The 15,708-nt window shown below is 36.3% G+C and carries 15 protein-coding genes, 1 tRNA gene, 1 rRNA gene, 1 other RNA gene and 1 other annotated feature; of the genes, 5 read left to right on the top strand and 13 right to left on the bottom strand.

The features are described 5' to 3' along the window. Window positions 1-84 precede the first annotated feature (84 nt). From COD11_RS19950 to tadA, 6 genes are all read right to left on the bottom strand, one after another. Window positions 85-306, bottom strand: coding sequence for a YaaL family protein (locus tag COD11_RS19950; RefSeq protein ID WP_098798626.1), 222 nt, complete (start codon window positions 304-306; stop codon window positions 85-87). Window positions 307-319: 13 nt separating this feature from the next. Continuing rightward, a complete protein-coding gene (recR, locus tag COD11_RS19955; protein ID WP_098798627.1) occupies window positions 320-916 on the bottom strand; it encodes a recombination mediator RecR in 597 nt (198 codons plus the stop codon). A 10-nt stretch (window positions 917-926) separates the two neighbouring features. After that, the gene (locus COD11_RS19960; protein ID WP_098798639.1) at window positions 927-1,250 is read right to left on the bottom strand and encodes a YbaB/EbfC family nucleoid-associated protein; all 324 of its coding nucleotides are present in this window, start codon (window positions 1,248-1,250) and stop codon (window positions 927-929) included. Between the two features lie 19 nt (window positions 1,251-1,269). Continuing rightward, window positions 1,270-2,964 carry a DNA polymerase III subunit gamma/tau gene (gene dnaX / locus COD11_RS19965; protein WP_098798628.1) on the bottom strand — a complete coding sequence of 565 codons (1,695 nt, stop codon included), beginning with the start codon at window positions 2,962-2,964 and terminating at the stop codon, window positions 1,270-1,272. Window positions 2,965-3,086: 122 nt separating this feature from the next. Continuing rightward, window positions 3,087-3,350: signal recognition particle sRNA large type (gene ffs, locus COD11_RS19970), an RNA gene on the bottom strand. 100 nt (window positions 3,351-3,450) lie between these two features. Beyond that, window positions 3,451-3,924, bottom strand: a complete 474-nt coding sequence (gene tadA / locus COD11_RS19975; protein WP_218012746.1) for a tRNA adenosine(34) deaminase TadA — start codon at window positions 3,922-3,924, stop codon at window positions 3,451-3,453. A gap of 67 nt (window positions 3,925-3,991) precedes the next feature. Here tadA and COD11_RS19980 point away from each other — a divergent pair, with 67 nt between their 5' ends. From COD11_RS19980 to COD11_RS19995, 4 genes are all read left to right on the top strand, one after another. Further along, window positions 3,992-4,531: a cysteine hydrolase family protein gene (locus tag COD11_RS19980; protein ID WP_098798630.1), complete on the top strand. Its 540-nt coding sequence runs from the start codon at window positions 3,992-3,994 to the stop codon at window positions 4,529-4,531. A 59-nt stretch (window positions 4,532-4,590) separates the two neighbouring features. Next, entirely contained in the window at window positions 4,591-5,877 is a 1,287-nt protein-coding gene (locus COD11_RS19985; RefSeq protein ID WP_098798631.1) for a glycoside hydrolase family 18 protein, read from the top strand. A gap of 188 nt (window positions 5,878-6,065) precedes the next feature. Continuing rightward, on the top strand, window positions 6,066-6,719 hold the full coding sequence (locus COD11_RS19990) for a deoxynucleoside kinase (protein WP_098798640.1): 654 nt from the start codon (window positions 6,066-6,068) through the stop codon (window positions 6,717-6,719). Then, the gene (locus COD11_RS19995; protein WP_098798632.1) at window positions 6,703-7,371 is read left to right on the top strand and encodes a deoxynucleoside kinase; all 669 of its coding nucleotides are present in this window, start codon (window positions 6,703-6,705) and stop codon (window positions 7,369-7,371) included. The genes COD11_RS19990 and COD11_RS19995 overlap by 17 nt, the downstream gene beginning before the upstream one ends. Before the next feature lie 176 nt (window positions 7,372-7,547). Here COD11_RS19995 and COD11_RS20000 read toward each other — a convergent pair. From COD11_RS20000 to guaB, 6 genes are all read right to left on the bottom strand, one after another. Next, window positions 7,548-7,640 (bottom strand) — tRNA-Ser (locus tag COD11_RS20000). A gap of 108 nt (window positions 7,641-7,748) precedes the next feature. Then, a complete protein-coding gene (serS, locus tag COD11_RS20005) occupies window positions 7,749-9,032 on the bottom strand; it encodes a serine--tRNA ligase (protein ID WP_098798633.1) in 1,284 nt (427 codons plus the stop codon). A 56-nt stretch (window positions 9,033-9,088) separates the two neighbouring features. Further along, window positions 9,089-9,308 (bottom strand) — a binding site (T-box leader). A 63-nt stretch (window positions 9,309-9,371) separates the two neighbouring features. Further along, window positions 9,372-9,947, bottom strand: a complete 576-nt coding sequence (pdxT, locus tag COD11_RS20010) for a pyridoxal 5'-phosphate synthase glutaminase subunit PdxT (protein ID WP_098798634.1) — start codon at window positions 9,945-9,947, stop codon at window positions 9,372-9,374. 18 nt (window positions 9,948-9,965) lie between these two features. Then, a complete protein-coding gene (gene pdxS, locus COD11_RS20015; protein WP_098798635.1) occupies window positions 9,966-10,853 on the bottom strand; it encodes a pyridoxal 5'-phosphate synthase lyase subunit PdxS in 888 nt (295 codons plus the stop codon). Window positions 10,854-11,120: 267 nt separating this feature from the next. Continuing rightward, a complete protein-coding gene (locus tag COD11_RS20020; RefSeq protein WP_098798636.1) occupies window positions 11,121-12,479 on the bottom strand; it encodes a D-alanyl-D-alanine carboxypeptidase family protein in 1,359 nt (452 codons plus the stop codon). A 173-nt stretch (window positions 12,480-12,652) separates the two neighbouring features. Then, window positions 12,653-14,116 carry an IMP dehydrogenase gene (gene guaB, locus COD11_RS20025; protein ID WP_098798637.1) on the bottom strand — a complete coding sequence of 488 codons (1,464 nt, stop codon included), beginning with the start codon at window positions 14,114-14,116 and terminating at the stop codon, window positions 12,653-12,655. 119 nt (window positions 14,117-14,235) lie between these two features. Here guaB and COD11_RS20030 point away from each other — a divergent pair, with 119 nt between their 5' ends. Continuing rightward, complete coding sequence (locus COD11_RS20030) at window positions 14,236-15,186, top strand: YaaC family protein (RefSeq protein WP_176551163.1); 951 nt, start codon at window positions 14,236-14,238, stop codon at window positions 15,184-15,186. 413 nt (window positions 15,187-15,599) lie between these two features. Here the strand turns inward: COD11_RS20030 and rrf are convergent. Then, a 5S ribosomal RNA gene (rrf, locus tag COD11_RS20035) occupies window positions 15,600-15,708 on the bottom strand; the annotation flags it as partial.

A 15,708-nucleotide genomic window follows, 5' to 3' on the forward strand; every position in this document is an offset into this window, starting at 1 on the left:
ATCTTTTGACACTACCTATCCTCTTACTATAAAAGATATGGAAGTGAGTTTAAAAATAGAACAAGCTATAATAGATAACATCTACTATAGCTTGCCAATTTTAATGTTTCGGTTTTTCGCTTCCTTTAATAAAAAGAAGTATTTCGCTTCTGCTACTTTTAATTCATAGAGTACCTCAGGAGAAGGTTCAACACTTTTATCAATCAGTTGCTTTTGCCGATTCCACTCTTTCTTCTTCAGAAGTAAATTTTGAATCAGTTGTTGATCATATTGATTCCTCAGCCACCCTTTACGGCGAAATAGCATCTAATCCCCCCCTTTACAGCTCTCTTCTTCCTTCTAGTGCTTTTGATAGGGTTACTTCATCAGCATATTCCAAATCTCCACCTACCGGTAAACCATGTGCAATTCTAGTTAGTTTAATACCTGATGGCTTTAATAATCTTGAAATATACATCGCGGTTGCTTCCCCTTCAATATTAGGGTTAGTTGCTAAAATTACTTCTTGTATTACATCATCTTGAAGTCTTTTTAAAAGTTCCGGTATTTTTATATCTTCAGGTCCGATCCCTTCCATCGGAGAAATCGAGCCATGAAGTACATGGTACATCCCGTTATATTCTTTCATTTTCTCCATGGCGATCACATCTTTAGGATCTTGAACAACACACACAATACTTTTATCACGTCGGTCATCTTCGCATATATAACAAGGATCCTGATCTGTAATATGACCACAAACAGAGCAGTACGATAAATTCCGCTTGGCATTAACTAGAGCCTTTGCGAAATCCAAGACCACATCTTCTTTCATATTTAATACAAAAAAAGCCAGTCGAACGGCCGTTTTTGGACCGATTCCTGGCAATTTCATAAAGCTATCAATAAGCTTTGATATTGGTTCAGGATAATGCATAATAATCCTCCTAGAACATTCCCGGTAGATTCATTCCTTTTGTAAATTGTCCCATTGTTTCATTTGTTAAATCGTCCATCTTTTTAAGTGCATCATTTGTAGCAGCTAACACTAAGTCTTGAAGCATTTCAATATCTTCTGGATCTACTACTTCTTCTTTAATGTTAACTTCTACTATTTCCTTTTGACCATTAACAACAACTGTTACCATTCCGCCACCAGCAGTACCTTCTACTGTTTTTTCAGCAAGTTCTTCTTGAGCTTTTGCCATATCCTTTTGCATTTTTTGCATTTGCTTCATCATCTTTTGCATATTACCCATTCCGCCACGCATCATTTTACATTCCTCCAATTTAATCTTTTATTTCAATAAGTTCATTTCCTACTAATTTTCTTGCTTCAGCAATTAAGGGATCTTCTTCCCCGCTTTCTTGCTGATTTTGCTCATCATCTTTTTGATCTTTAAGAAATTCCTTCCTTATTTTACCCCAATCATGTTCCGGAACGCCAACCATTTCCATATTCTTGCCGACTAATTCCTGTAAAATCATTTCTAAGTTTGTTCGAACATTATTATTATTTTCAGCTACCATTTTACAATGAATTTCAAATTTGAATTTCAAAACAAATGCATGATCTGATGCTGCTACAGGTTCACTATCATTTAGTAGTGCCGCATGAGATACCTTGTTTTGGCGTCTTAGCATCTCTAGCAGCTCTGCCCAGCGTCCTTTAATTATCTCTAAGTCTTTTCTTGTAGCGTTTTTAAGGATCTCTTGAATTCTTCCTTCTGGTGTTTTATACCCACCACTCTTCATCGAGCGCTGCTTTGGTTCAGACCCTGTTGCAGCCTGTTGTGGGGCTGAAATACCTTGCTGTTTTATTCGGTTTATTTCTGACTGTAAATTGTTTATCTTATCTAGTAGTGCTTGATACCCCTCTTCATTAGGCTGAGAAGTAGTATGAGTGTTTTGACAGAGCTTCACAAGTGCTACCTCTAAAAAAATTCGTGGATGGTTTGTCCATTTCATCTCTTGCTGACTTTTACTTAAAACATCAATTATCTCATAAATCTCAGCAGAAGGAATTTCTTTTGAGAGCTCAATAAATTGCTCATCAACTGATACTCGTTCAAGTACATCCTCTAACGTTGGTGCAGTCTGGTAAAGAAGCATGTCTCGGTAATAAAAAATGAAATCTTCAATAAATCTACTTGGATCTTTACCTTGATACATAAGTTGGTCAAGTGCTTGCAAGGCAATTGTCACATTTTTTTGGTGAATGGCCTCTGCCATTCTTCCTATAATCTCTTGAGAGACAGATCCGGTAATTAGCAAAGCTTCTTCAATACTTACTTGCTCATCACTGTAAGATATCGCTTGATCCAGGAGACTTAACGCATCACGCATACCACCATCAGCAGCTCTTGCTATTACATCTAGAGCCGCTTCTTCTACATTGACCTGTTGATTATGTATGATTTCTTTCATTCTCCCTACAATAGCAGATGCTGTAATTCTCCTAAAATCAAAGCGTTGACAGCGGGAGATGATTGTTAGCGGGATCTTATGTGGTTCTGTTGTAGCTAAGATAAAAATCACATGCTTAGGAGGCTCTTCTAGCGTTTTAAGTAAGGCATTAAAAGCTCCAATCGATAACATATGAACTTCATCGACGATATATACCTTGTATTGTACAGATGATGGTGCATACTTTACTTTATCTCTTATATCCCTTATTTCATCAACACCGTTATTAGATGCAGCATCGATCTCAATTACGTCAGAAATTGACCCGTTTGTGATTCCTTTACAAGCAGCACACTCATTACATGGCTCCGCAACTGGTGCCTTTTCACAGTTCACTGCTTTTGCAAAGATTTTTGCTGCACTTGTTTTCCCTGTTCCACGTGGTCCAGAAAAAAGATAAGCATGTGAAAATTTATTTTGTAATAGGGCATTTTGTAAGGTTTTAGTAATATGTTCTTGTCCAACCACATCATGAAACAACTGTGGTCGAAAAACACGATATAGAGCTTGATAACCCACAAAAACGTCTCCCTTCTTCTTCTTCCTTTTTATTATAACAACCAACAGAAAATTTACAAAGTTGTTTATATATAAATAAAAAACTCACCCTATAAGGGTGAGTTTTATTTTAAAATTAACTGCCGTGCACCTTCCGTCGATTAGTCACCATAGGCGTTACTCAAGCAGTTAGCTCGGCTCAGGCAACCCTGCGGCACATGAGAGCTTCCACTTAATGCTGCTTCCTTCCGGACCTGACATGGTTCATGGATTCCCATTGCGCAGGACCCAAGCGTCAACACCACTTACTTGAGGCAGCCCTACAGTGTTCTAACCTCTAGAAGGGATTCGGCCTCGCTAGAGCGGATTGCGAGTACAGGGCACCGCTACCTCCCCGCTTAGCACGGCAAAATTGATACCACATTTAGTTGCGCCGTTTGTCCGACGCATGTATTAGTATATATCCTTCTCATATAAAATGCAATGGTTAGACTCTGTAAGTTTTTGTCATGTGTTTTTTTCTTTCTTTTTCTTCTCTCTTAACTCACGAAAAAAAGAACTGAGCATTTCACTACATTCCTGCTCTTCAATTCCTTTTGTAACTTCAACTTGGTGGTTAAATCTCTCCTCCTGAAGTAAGTTCATTAGAGTACCTGCACATCCACCCTTTGGGTCAGAAGCACCGTAAACAACTCTCTTTATCCTTGAAAGGACAATGGCACCGGCACACATAGGACAAGGCTCTAATGTAACATACAGTGTAGCATCTTCTAATCTCCAAGAATCTACTGCCATACATGCTTGGTCAATGGCTAAGATTTCAGCATGAGCAATCGATCGTTGTTCGGTTTCCCTCAAGTTATGAGCAACCCCCACAACAACATCATTCAAAACAATCACTGCTCCGATTGGAACTTCTCCAATTTCTTTTGCTTTTCTTGCCTCTTCTAAAGCTATCTTCATAAAGTGTTGATCATTCATACTTGAGTTACTCCTTATAGAATTTGTAAATTTGTTCATCCTATTGTGTAAAAAGGAGAATTGATCAATGGAAACAAAAAGTGAACAAGCACTCCTCATTATAGATATGATCAATGATTTTCAATTTCATAATGGACCTAACTTAGCTAAACAAGCTGATACCATCTCACATAACATTCTTTCTCTGAAGGAAAACATGAAAAAGAATGGTTCTCCAATTATTTATATCAATGATCATTATAAACTATGGCAAGCCAACTTTGAAAAGATTGCAGCAAAGTGCCGAAATTCATTAAGTGAAAATATCATTCATCGCCTTTTCCCTAATGATGATGAGTATTTTTTGATTAAACCAAAACATTCTGCTTTTTATGGGACAGCATTGAATACCCTTTTATATAGCTTAAATATTAAGGAACTTGTTATTACAGGGATTGCCGGGAATATATGTGTCCTGTTTACAGCTAATGATGCATATATGAGAGAATATAGGATTACTGTTCCCTCTGATTGCATTGCCTCTAATACAGAGGAAGATAATGATTTTGCATTAAGAATGATGAAACATATCCTTAAAGCATCAATTATTGAGTCTAAAAATAGCTGACATGTATCGAGCCTCCTCCACATATGATGTACTAAAATGCTTTTGTGAGGGGGATAGTCATGCAAATACATATTGTCCAGCAAGGACAAAGTTTGTATGGTATTGCACAGGCCTATAATACAACTGTAAATGAAATTGTTCGAACAAATGAATTACCAAACCCTAATAATTTGGTTATTGGTCAAGCGATTGTTATTCCGATTAAAGGAAGGTTTTATTGGGTTCAGCCTGGAGACAGCTTATTTTCAATAGCCCAAAGATATGGTTTTTCAGCTGAAGAGTTAGCTAGAGTCAATAATCTTAATGTGAATCAGCCACTTTCACCTGGATTCAGATTATATATACCTGAAGGACAAAAAAGATCTGTAGAATCCAATGCTTATATTGAGCCTAGAGGTACAAGTGTAGCTGCTAACCTTGAGCAAGCAGCTCGTGAGGCTGCACCATATTTAACATACTTGGGTCCTTTTAGCTTTCAAATACAGAGAGATGGTTCATTAAAAGAACCATTATTAAATAACTTTCCGGAAATCGCTCGACAAAATGGTGTAACATTAATGATGGCCATCACGAATCTAGAAAATGATCAATTTAGTGATGAATTAGGTAGAATTGTTTTAACAAACATGGATATACAAAATAAACTGTTAGATAAAATCGTAAGAACAGCAAAGAAATATGGATTTAGAGATATACATTTTGACATGGAGTATTTAAGACCTCAAGATCGTGAGGCATACAATCAATTTTTAAGAAAAGCAAAAGCTCGATTTAGTCAAGAAGGCTGGCTATTATCAACAGCTTTAGCTCCTAAAACGAGTGCAGATCAAAAAGGAAAATGGTATGAAGGACACGATTACAAGGCACATGGTCAAATTGTTGACTTCGTTGTTATTATGACTTATGAATGGGGATACAGTGCTGGACCTCCATTAGCAGTATCACCAATTGGCCCTGTTCGCGAAGTGTTAGAATATGCGATTAGTGAAATGCCTAGTCGCAAAATTATGATGGGTCAAAACTTATATGGATATGACTGGACACTTCCATTTGTGGCTGGAGGTCAATACGCTAAGGCAGTAAGTCCTCAACAAGCTATCCAATTAGCAAGTACGAACAACGTACCAATTCGATATGATCAAGAAGCACAAGCACCTCATTTTAATTATACTGATGCTGCTGGCAAAGAACATAAAGTCTGGTTTGAAGATGCAAGGTCCATTCAAGCAAAATTTGATTTGATTAAAGAGTTAGATTTAAGAGGCATCAGCTATTGGAAACTCGGTTTAGCCTTCCCACAAAATTGGCTCCTCCTTGCTGATAACTTCGAAATTGAGAAGAAATAATTATTCATTAAAGTACTCATTATCTGATGAGTACTTTTTTTGGTTAATTTTAAGTAAACTGTAAGTGATTGTGAAATAAATATAGAAAAAGAAAGCAAACAATTTATTTTTAACTCAAAATGGGTTTTGCATGGTAAAATGAAATTTGTCGATTTTTAGTATAGGTGTTTCGTTTTAAAGGAGGACCCATTATGAATATACCCTTTATTACAGTAGAGGGACCAATCGGTGTTGGGAAAACATCATTGTCAAAAGCAATTGCTGATTATTATCAGTTTCATCTATTAAAAGAAATTGTTGAGGAAAATCCTTTCTTAGGAAAGTTTTACGCTGATATTGAAGAGTGGAGCTTTCAAACGGAAATGTTCTTTCTTTGCAATCGTTATAAACAATTAGAAGATATCGATAAGAAATTTCTCCAAGTAAGTAAACCAGTTGTAGCGGATTATCATATTTATAAAAACCTTATTTTTGCTAAACGTACGCTTAAAAATGAGCAGTATGATAAATACTTAAAAATCTATGATATTTTAACGGATGGAATGCCGAAACCAAATATCATTATTTATTTAAGTGCTAGTTTAGATACTCTACTTAATAGAATTGCAAAAAGAGGACGTGAAATCGAACATCAAATCGATCCAAGCTATTTGCAACAACTCACAGAAGACTACGAGATCGCTATGACACAATGGGAAAAAGAAAATCCATCCATTCCTATTATTCGATTTAATGGAGATACATTAGATTTTGTTCAAAATAAACAAGACTTAACCTATATATTCAATACATTGAATCAGTATTTGCAAAAAGGAGTAACAATAGATGAATTTACGAGATAAATATAATATTCCAAACAACGCTGTGATCACTATTGCAGGTACCGTTGGTGTAGGAAAGTCAACTATGACAAAAGCTCTGGCAAAGGAGCTTGATTTTAAAACATCATTTGAGAAAGTAGATTCTAATCCTTATCTTGATAAATTTTATGCAGATTTCGAAAGATGGAGCTTTCATTTACAAATCTATTTCCTTGCTGAACGCTTTAAAGAGCAAAAAAAGATTTTTGAATATGGCGGAGGTTTTATTCAGGATCGTTCCATATATGAAGACACTGGAATCTTCGCAAAGATGCATTACGAAAAAGGAACAATGTCTGAAGTAGATTATGAAACATACCGAAATTTATTTGATGCAATGGTTATGACTCCTTATTTCCCACATCCTGACCTTCTGATCTATCTTGAAGGAAGTTTAGACGATATTTTATCTCGAATTAAATTACGTGGACGAGCTATGGAGCAGCAAACTCCCGTAGAATATTGGCAAGAGATGCACCAGCGTTATGAGGATTGGATCAATAATTTCAACGCTTGCCCTGTTTTACGTATTAACATTAATGATTACGACATTATGACAAATGATCAATCCATTGAACCAATTATTGAAAGAATTGGCTATTTTATTGAGCAAACAAAATTTCTTAAAAAGTAAGATAAAATAAAAAAGGCATTTAGGAACAGAAATTCTGATCTTAAATGCCTTTTACTTTTTCAATCTAATGTTAAGCCCTTACAAAAGGGAATAAAAAAAACCGTTACTTCAAACGTAACGATTTTCACCAATCTCCCATATTTTATGCGCTAATATGAGAATTATTTATAATATTATGGAGGAGGAAAGGGGATTCGAACCCCTGCGGGCTTTGACACCCCTGTCGGTTTTCAAGACCGATCCCTTCAGCCGGACTTGGGTATTCCTCCTTGTTGACAAGATATAATTTATCATATGATATATATAGTTGTCAACAATTCTTTCAAAAAAACTTTTGTTTTATTTAAAACCTCAAATTGCTTTCTAAACCTGCGTTTTTATTCTACAACAGATATACGTTCTTTATTCCCCATATATGGTCTTAATACTTCCGGAATAATGACTGATCCATCTTCTTGCTGATAATTTTCTAAAATAGCAGCAACGGTACGGCCAATTGCTAAACCAGATCCATTTAATGTGTGAACATGCTCAACTTTTGCTTTGGCTTCTCTTCTGAATCGAATATTCGCACGTCTAGCTTGGAATGCCTCAAAATTACTACAAGAAGAGATTTCACGGTACGTTCCATAGCTTGGAATCCATACTTCTAAATCATACTTTTTCGCTGCTGTAAACCCAAGGTCAGCTGTACACATGCTCATAACACGGTATGGTAGACCTAATAATTGAAGAACCTTTTCAGCATGACCTGTTAATTTTTCTAGTTCCTCATAAGAATCCTCTGGTTTAACAAAACGAACAAGCTCTACTTTGTTAAACTGATGTTGACGAATTAATCCTCTTGTATCTCTACCAGCAGATCCAGCCTCTGAACGGAAATTTGCACTGAATGCAGCATAGCTGATTGGAAGTTGTTCTACATTAAGGATTTCCTCACGATGTAAATTTGTTACTGGAACTTCTGCCGTTGGAATTAAGAAATAGTCTTCTCCGACGATCTTAAAAGCATCTTCCTCAAACTTTGGTAATTGACCGGTTCCAGTCATACTATCTCTATTCACAATAAAAGGTGGCATGATTTCTGTATACCCATGTTCCTCTACATGTAAATCAAGCATAAAGTTAAAGAGTGCTCTCTCTAATCTAGCTCCTAAACCACGATAGAATACAAAACGGCTACCAGTTACTTTAGCTGCTCTTTCAAAATCTAAAATTTGCAGACCATCTGCAATTTCCCAATGCGGTTTTGGTTCAAATGAGAATTCAGGGATCTCACCCCAATTTCGAGCTTCTACATTATCATCTTCTGTATCACCAACAGGAACACTTTCATGAGGAATATTCGGGATAGATAATAGCAATTGCTCTAATGCTGTTTCTACCTCGCGTAGTTCATCATCATATCCTTTTATTTTTTCTCCTACATCTTTCATTTCACTAATAAGATGATCAGCATCCTGTTTTTCCCTTTTAAGTTGCGCTACCTGAGAAGATACTTCATTTCTTTTGCTTTTTAATTCTTCTGTAGCTGCGATAAGTTCTCTTCTTTTTTTATCAAGATCTTCAAATTTGCCAAAGTCAGTTAAATCCTCACCACGTTTGGCTAATTTTTGTTTTGCTTCCTCCAAGTTAGCACGTAAAAATTTAATATCCAACATATTACCATTCTCCTTTTTAAGAAAATATATATGAACACAAAAAACTCCCGTCCCATAAAAGGGACGAGAGTTACCCGCGTTGCCACCCTAGTTAAAAATACACATGTATTTTTCACTTAATGAATAACGGTCATAGCCGGAATAACCTACTTAAACTGTTGTTTGTTCAGCCATTCATTCAAGGATGGATTCGCAAGCATCTATCACCGATTTTCACCAGCCATCGGCTCTCTATGGATAGAACATCATGCTACTAGTTCCTATCATCATGTTTTCATATAATAGATTTAGTACATAATTTACTATAAGTTTACAGCACTAGCAAGTTTTTTATACCTTTTATTTAGACTCTTTCACCATATTTATAAATAACTGAGTCATTCGGTGATCATCCGTTAATTCTGGATGAAATGAGCATCCAAGAAATTGCCCTTGTCTAGCAGCAACGATTCTTCCGTTATGTTTAGATAAAATCTCTACATCTTCTCCAACTTCCACAATATGTGGAGCTCTTATGAAGACACCAACAAAATCTTCACCAACACCGGTAATCATTAGCTCTGCTTCAAAGCTATCCTTTTGGCGACCAAAGGAGTTACGTTCTACTGTAACATCCAATAATCCTAAATGAGATTCAGAATAACCTACTAGATTTTTTGCTAACATAATTAAGCCTGCACATGTTCCGAACATAGGCTTACCTGATTCAGCAAAAGCTTTTAAAGGTTCCATGAAATTGTATTTATCAATTAAGCGACGCATTGTGGTGCTTTCTCCACCTGGAATAATTAAGCCGTCAAGGTCATCAAGTTGGTTTGTTGTCTTAACGACGATTCCTTCTGCACCACAAGCTTCGATTGAACGAATATGTTCTCGCACAGCACCTTGTAAACCTAAAACACCAATTTTCAGCATGTAAAAAACTCCTTTATCTTACCAACCACGCTCTTGCATTCTGTGTTCTGGTAAAAGGCTTGAAATTTCAATTCCTTGCATTGCAGATCCAAGTCCTTTTGATAGGCTTGCTATTAACTCATAATCTTGGAAGTGTGTTGTTGCTTCAACGATTGAACGAGCAAATTTCGCAGGATTTTCTGATTTGAAGATACCAGAACCAACGAATACACCGTCTGCTCCTAATTGCATCATTAATGCCGCATCAGCAGGAGTTGCTACACCACCAGCTGCGAAGTTAACAACAGGTAATTTACCTTCTTTTTTAATTTGAAGAAGTAGTTCAAATGGTGCACCAAGATTTTTTGCTTCAGTCATTAACTCATCTTCACTCATTGCTGCAACTTTACGAATTTGAGCATTTACTTTACGCATATGACGTACTGCTTCAACGATGTTACCAGTACCTGGCTCACCTTTTGTACGAAGCATTGAAGCACCTTCAGCAATACGGCGTGTAGCTTCACCAAGATCACGGCATCCACATACAAATGGAACTGTGAAATCACTTTTTAAAAGGTGATATTCTTCATCAGCTGGAGTTAATACTTCACTCTCATCAATGTAATCTACACCCATAGCTTCAAGTATACGAGCTTCAACAATGTGACCGATACGAGCTTTCGCCATAACTGGAATGGATACAGCATTCATAACTTCCTCAACAATTGTAGGGTCAGCCATTCTTGCTACACCGCCTGCTGCACGAATGTCAGCTGGAACTCGCTCAAGTGCCATTACAGCAACAGCGCCTGCTTCCTCTGCAATTTTTGCTTGCTCTGCATTAACAACGTCCATGATGACGCCGCCTTTTTGCATTTCTGCCATTCCACGTTTTACGCGGTCAGTACCTGTATTGTTACTCATCTGTTTGTCCCCCTTATGTAATTTCCTATGTAATAGGATTTGTTTTAGCTATATGAAAAATTCATCTACGCTATATTTTATCCTAACTTCTAAAAAAATCCTATCAAAATAAATATAATTAGTAAAACAATTCCTATATGTTTCACTATTCTATTATTTTATACCAGAGATAATTTTCTATTATATACCTATTTCAGTCAAAATTTAATACTTTTTTATATTGTTTTCTCAAAACAAAAAAAAGACCCCCATTGGGAGTCTTCCTATTTAAAACCAACCTTTAACTGTGTCCGTTACTGTTCCCCATAATCCACCAAAGAAACCGCCAATCCCTCTCATGGATAAAACAAACCAGTTTGCTTTTTCTACAGCTTCTTTTGTAACAAGATCTACTTGAGGAAGTTTATCTTTTTGGATATAGCTTAGTGCTTCACCTTCACCAGCATAATTCACAGTCATCGTTCCTACCTTTTGACCTTCCTTAACTGGAGCAGTCAATTCTCCCTCTTTCGTTAATTGACTAGAATCAATTTTATAAGATGCCTTATATGATTCTTCTTCTCCATTTTTCACAACAAGCGTAACAGCTTTTTTTGTTTCTACAGATACACTATCTTCTTTCCCTTTTACTACCGGGATTGTTGACTCTTTTTTAATCTGATAACCAGCAGGAAAAACTTCTTTTACTGTAAAATTATCAAACGCATAATTCAACATTTTTTCAGTTGCAAAGAAGCGTGGATTTTTAACATCTCCAACTCCATCTTCAGCCTTTGCATTCATAACAACTGTGATCACTCGCATACCGTTTTTTTCAGCAGTTGCTGTAAAGCAAGATCCTGCAGATGAAGTTGATCCAGTTTTCAACCCATCAACGCCTTCATAGCCGTAAACAAGACCTGGAAGCATCCAGTTCCAGTTTGGCATCTCTGTAGCATCGTCAGTTCCTTCTCTGAAGGTTTTTTTAGCAATACTAGCTGTTTTTAAAATATCAGGGAAATCCTGAATCAATCGTTGTGATAACAGTGCCATATCTCGAGCAGAAACTTTACTTTCTGCATCTGCACTTGTTCCTTCAGGGTGCTTTCCAAGTAAATCCTTATTTTCTAACCCTGTTGCATTAACAAATTCATAGTTTGTTAAACCTAATTCTTTCGCTTTATCATTCATCATTTTTACAAATGCCGTTTCAGATCCTGCAATTAACTCAGCCAGACCAATTGCTGCACCATTTGCAGAGTAAATTGCCATAGCCTCATATAATTCCTCTACATTGTATGAGCCATCGAGTCTTAATGGTACATTTGATAGATTGCGATTTTGAGAAATTTTATACACATATTCAGTAGGTGTATATGTTTGGTCCCACTTAATTTTTCCATCTTTAATCGCTTCTAACACCAGGTACTCTGTCATAACCTTTGCCATACTAGCGACTGGTAGCATTTCATCTATATTTTTACCATAAAGAATAGTACCTGTTGACTCTTCAATGATGATTGCAGAGCTTGCATTAATAGAAATAGGCTCTGCTGCCTGAGCATTTGAATAAGGGTAAAAAGACGTAATTACAAATGCAAAAGCAACGACAATTGCAATTAATTGTTTAATTCTCACGTTGTTCATTACCTCCATATTTTTAGTTAATCTATTTAAAATTCAGTGAATGTTTGTCTCTATCTAGACACAACAAAATAGATTTTATCATAGAAAGGATAAAAAAAATAGACAGAGTCATAGACTCTGTCAAATGTTATAGTTCTGTCATATTTGGTCTCTTTTTTATTTCAAAAGTCCTATTACAAAGAATAATTTGGGGCTTCTTTCGTAATTTGTACATCGTGTGGATGGCTTTCTTTTAAGCCTGCACCTGTCATACGAATGAATTGTGAGTTTTCTCTTAGTTCTTGAAGATCCTTCGTTCCACAATATCCCATTCCTGATCGGATACCACCAACAAGCTGATAAATTGTATCAGCTAAAGGACCTTTGTAAGGAGTTCTTCCTTCAATTCCTTCTGGAACAAACTTTTTATTATCTTCTTGGAAGTAACGGTCCTTACTTCCCTTTTCCATCGCTGCAACTGATCCCATTCCACGGTATACTTTAAATCGTCTTCCTTGGAAGATTTCAGTTGCTCCTGGGCTTTCAGAAGTACCTGCAAGCAAGCTTCCTAACATAACAGCATGGCCTCCAGCTGCAAGTGCTTTTACCATATCTCCAGAGTATTTAATACCTCCGTCAGCGATAATGGAAACTCCATGTTTTCTAGCCTCAGTTGCACAATCATAAACAGCTGTAATTTGTGGAACACCTACTCCAGCTACAACCCTTGTTGTACAAATAGATCCAGGCCCAATTCCAACTTTAACTACATTCGCTCCTGCTTCAATTAAATCTCTTGTAGCATCTGCTGTTGCAACATTTCCAGCAATGATGTTTAATTCAGGATATTCGTTACGAATTGCTTTTACTGTTTCTAATACACCTTTAGAATGACCATGGGCAGTATCAACAACAATAGCATCTACATTTTTTTCAACCAACTTCTTTACACGTACCATTGTATCTGCTGTTACTCCTACTGCTGCAGCAACTACTAAACGTCCATGTGAGTCTTTTGCTGAATGAGGAAACTCAATAACTTTTTCAATATCCTTAATGGTAATTAACCCTTTAAGTACACCATCTTCATCAACTAAAGGTAATTTCTCAATTTTATGTTTTTGTAAGATACTCTCGGCATCCTTTAATGTTGTGCCCACATCTGCAGTTACAAGATTTTCTTTTGTCATCACATCACTGATTTTTATTGAATAATCCTGAATAAATCTCATATCACGATTTGTGATGATACCAACTAATTTTTGTTCTTCGGGGTTATTTACAATTGGAACACCTGAAATTCTATATTTACCCATTAAGTGTTCTGCATCAAACACTTGATGCTCTGGAGTTAAATAAAATGGATCAGTAATAACTCCTCTTTCAGATCTTTTTACTTTGTCCACTTGCTCTGCTTGTTGTTCGATTGACATGTTTTTATGGATAACACCCATGCCACCCTGTCTTGCAATGGCAATCGCTAATTCTGCTTCTGTTACTGTATCCATCCCGGCACTAATGATTGGGATATTTAGCGTTAAGCTTGGAGTTAATTGTACACTTAAATCAACATCTCTAGGTAAAACCTCTGATTTAGCTGGTACTAGTAAAACATCATCAAAAGTTAAGCCTTCTTTAGAAAATTTTTGTTCCCACATAGTAAAATCCCCCTTATTCGGCAAAATATTATTAGTAGATTATCAACATGTCATTAGACTGTCAAGAAAGTATTAAAGAGTTTAAATATTTAGAATTTACTAATTGGAGTGTACAATTTATGTCAGCACTAACTTGGGAACGCTTACTATCCTATCATTCAACACAGACTATACAAAAGAAACTAGAGAGAAGTTACCAACTTTCGTCATATGATAATGCGAGTGGTCTGTCATATGATAATTGTTACCGATTCATCTATTTTCTAAAACATGGCGAAAACTTTTTTAAGCAAGCAGATCAATCACCACATGCCATTCAGCCAATCTTGCTCTTTTACGGTATATCACAACTGATCAAAGCTTGTTTATTAATTGTGGATCCTGAATACCCCTCCACATCATCCGTTCTAGCTCATGGTGTATCAAGTAGAAAACGAAAAAAGCAACAATACCAATTTTTAAAAGATGAAATTAAAATCCAAAGAAACGGATTATTCAGTCATGTTGCCAAACATCTTTTTCATATCGATCATCTTGAAGCAGAAAAATACTCAATGGAACAATTACTAAAACAAATTGCAGAAATGAAAGATGTTTTTATCTTTCATCTAGCAGACAATCCTCTTATTAAGATATCAAGTGATAAATTAGGTCATCTAGCTCTTACTGAAGACATTGCCCAATCCTTTCATATGTCGGTAAAACGTCTTGGAGAATTTATAAAAGAACGATATCAATATAGTATTGAGAGCGAAGAAGAAAATAAGCTATATCTTAAAAATAACCATACAAATCCGTCAGTTCAATTATCACCATTTTTATATCACATTGAAGAAAAGGAATACTACTTACCAAATACCCGTGAATCATTATCAAGTTTACCAGAGATACTTGTTCATTATTTACTGCTTTATAATCTAAGTATGATCTCTAGATACGAAACTGAATGGTGGTATGAACTACTACTAGGTGCCACTAATGATGACTATCCATTCATACTAAGATATATGGAAATCGCTAAAAGGAAAATCCCTTTTTTTATTTTGGAGTTCTTGGAAGGACGGTTATAGAAAGTAACCGATTGTAAAGAAGTGAGTTGATGCGTGAAGGTTAGCCAGGTGCCTCTATATGAGAGGTGCCTGTTATAATCTTTTATTTACAGGGAAGATCACCACGTCAATTTCTGGGCGTCACGTCGAATTGACATCGGATTAAGTCAATTTTCCGGATCATCACGTCAAAACGTCCGTTTGTCATGTCAAAGGTTCAAATCATCAAGTCGAGTACTAATTATCGTGTCTTTATTCCTAACGAAACAGTAATTATCTTGAAGAGTCTTATTCTGCGATATAATAGTCATAACTGCAATTTATTTGCCAGTTCTGTTTCTTTCCTATTTTTATCTCTTTCCTCACTCCTACCTCTCTATCTATTCTTCTAAATACAAAAAAGACCAGCATCTCTACTGATCTTTTCTCATCTTACTTGGCGACGTCCTACTCTCACAGGGGGAAACCCCCAACTACCATAGGCGCTGAAGGGCTTAAATTCCGTGTTCGGCATGGGAACGGGTGTGACCTCTTCGCCATCAT

It is taken from the genome of Bacillus sp. AFS040349, from assembly GCF_002577655.1.
Lineage (GTDB): Bacteria > Bacillota > Bacilli > Bacillales > Bacillaceae > Metabacillus.

Bases quoted from the DNA above. Each gene is read 5' to 3' on its own strand.
- pdxT (WP_098798634.1), bottom strand. From the start codon at position 9,947: ATGCTGAAAATTGGTGTTTTAGGTTTACAAGGTGCTGTGCGAGAACAT.
- COD11_RS19995 (WP_098798632.1), top strand. From the start codon at position 6,703: ATGAATTTACGAGATAAATATAATATTCCAAACAACGCTGTGATCACT.
- COD11_RS20030 (WP_176551163.1), top strand. From the start codon at position 14,236: ATGTCAGCACTAACTTGGGAACGCTTACTATCCTATCATTCAACACAG.
- COD11_RS19960 (WP_098798639.1), bottom strand. From the start codon at position 1,250: ATGCGTGGCGGAATGGGTAATATGCAAAAGATGATGAAGCAAATGCAA.
- COD11_RS19980 (WP_098798630.1), top strand. From the start codon at position 3,992: ATGGAAACAAAAAGTGAACAAGCACTCCTCATTATAGATATGATCAAT.
- COD11_RS19985 (WP_098798631.1), top strand. From the start codon at position 4,591: ATGCAAATACATATTGTCCAGCAAGGACAAAGTTTGTATGGTATTGCA.
- COD11_RS19950 (WP_098798626.1), bottom strand. From the start codon at position 306: ATGCTATTTCGCCGTAAAGGGTGGCTGAGGAATCAATATGATCAACAA.
- tadA (WP_218012746.1), bottom strand. From the start codon at position 3,924: ATGAATGATCAACACTTTATGAAGATAGCTTTAGAAGAGGCAAGAAAA.
- serS (WP_098798633.1), bottom strand. From the start codon at position 9,032: ATGTTGGATATTAAATTTTTACGTGCTAACTTGGAGGAAGCAAAACAA.
- pdxS (WP_098798635.1), bottom strand. From the start codon at position 10,853: ATGAGTAACAATACAGGTACTGACCGCGTAAAACGTGGAATGGCAGAA.
- guaB (WP_098798637.1), bottom strand. From the start codon at position 14,116: ATGTGGGAACAAAAATTTTCTAAAGAAGGCTTAACTTTTGATGATGTT.
- COD11_RS20020 (WP_098798636.1), bottom strand. From the start codon at position 12,479: ATGAACAACGTGAGAATTAAACAATTAATTGCAATTGTCGTTGCTTTT.
- recR (WP_098798627.1), bottom strand. From the start codon at position 916: ATGCATTATCCTGAACCAATATCAAAGCTTATTGATAGCTTTATGAAA.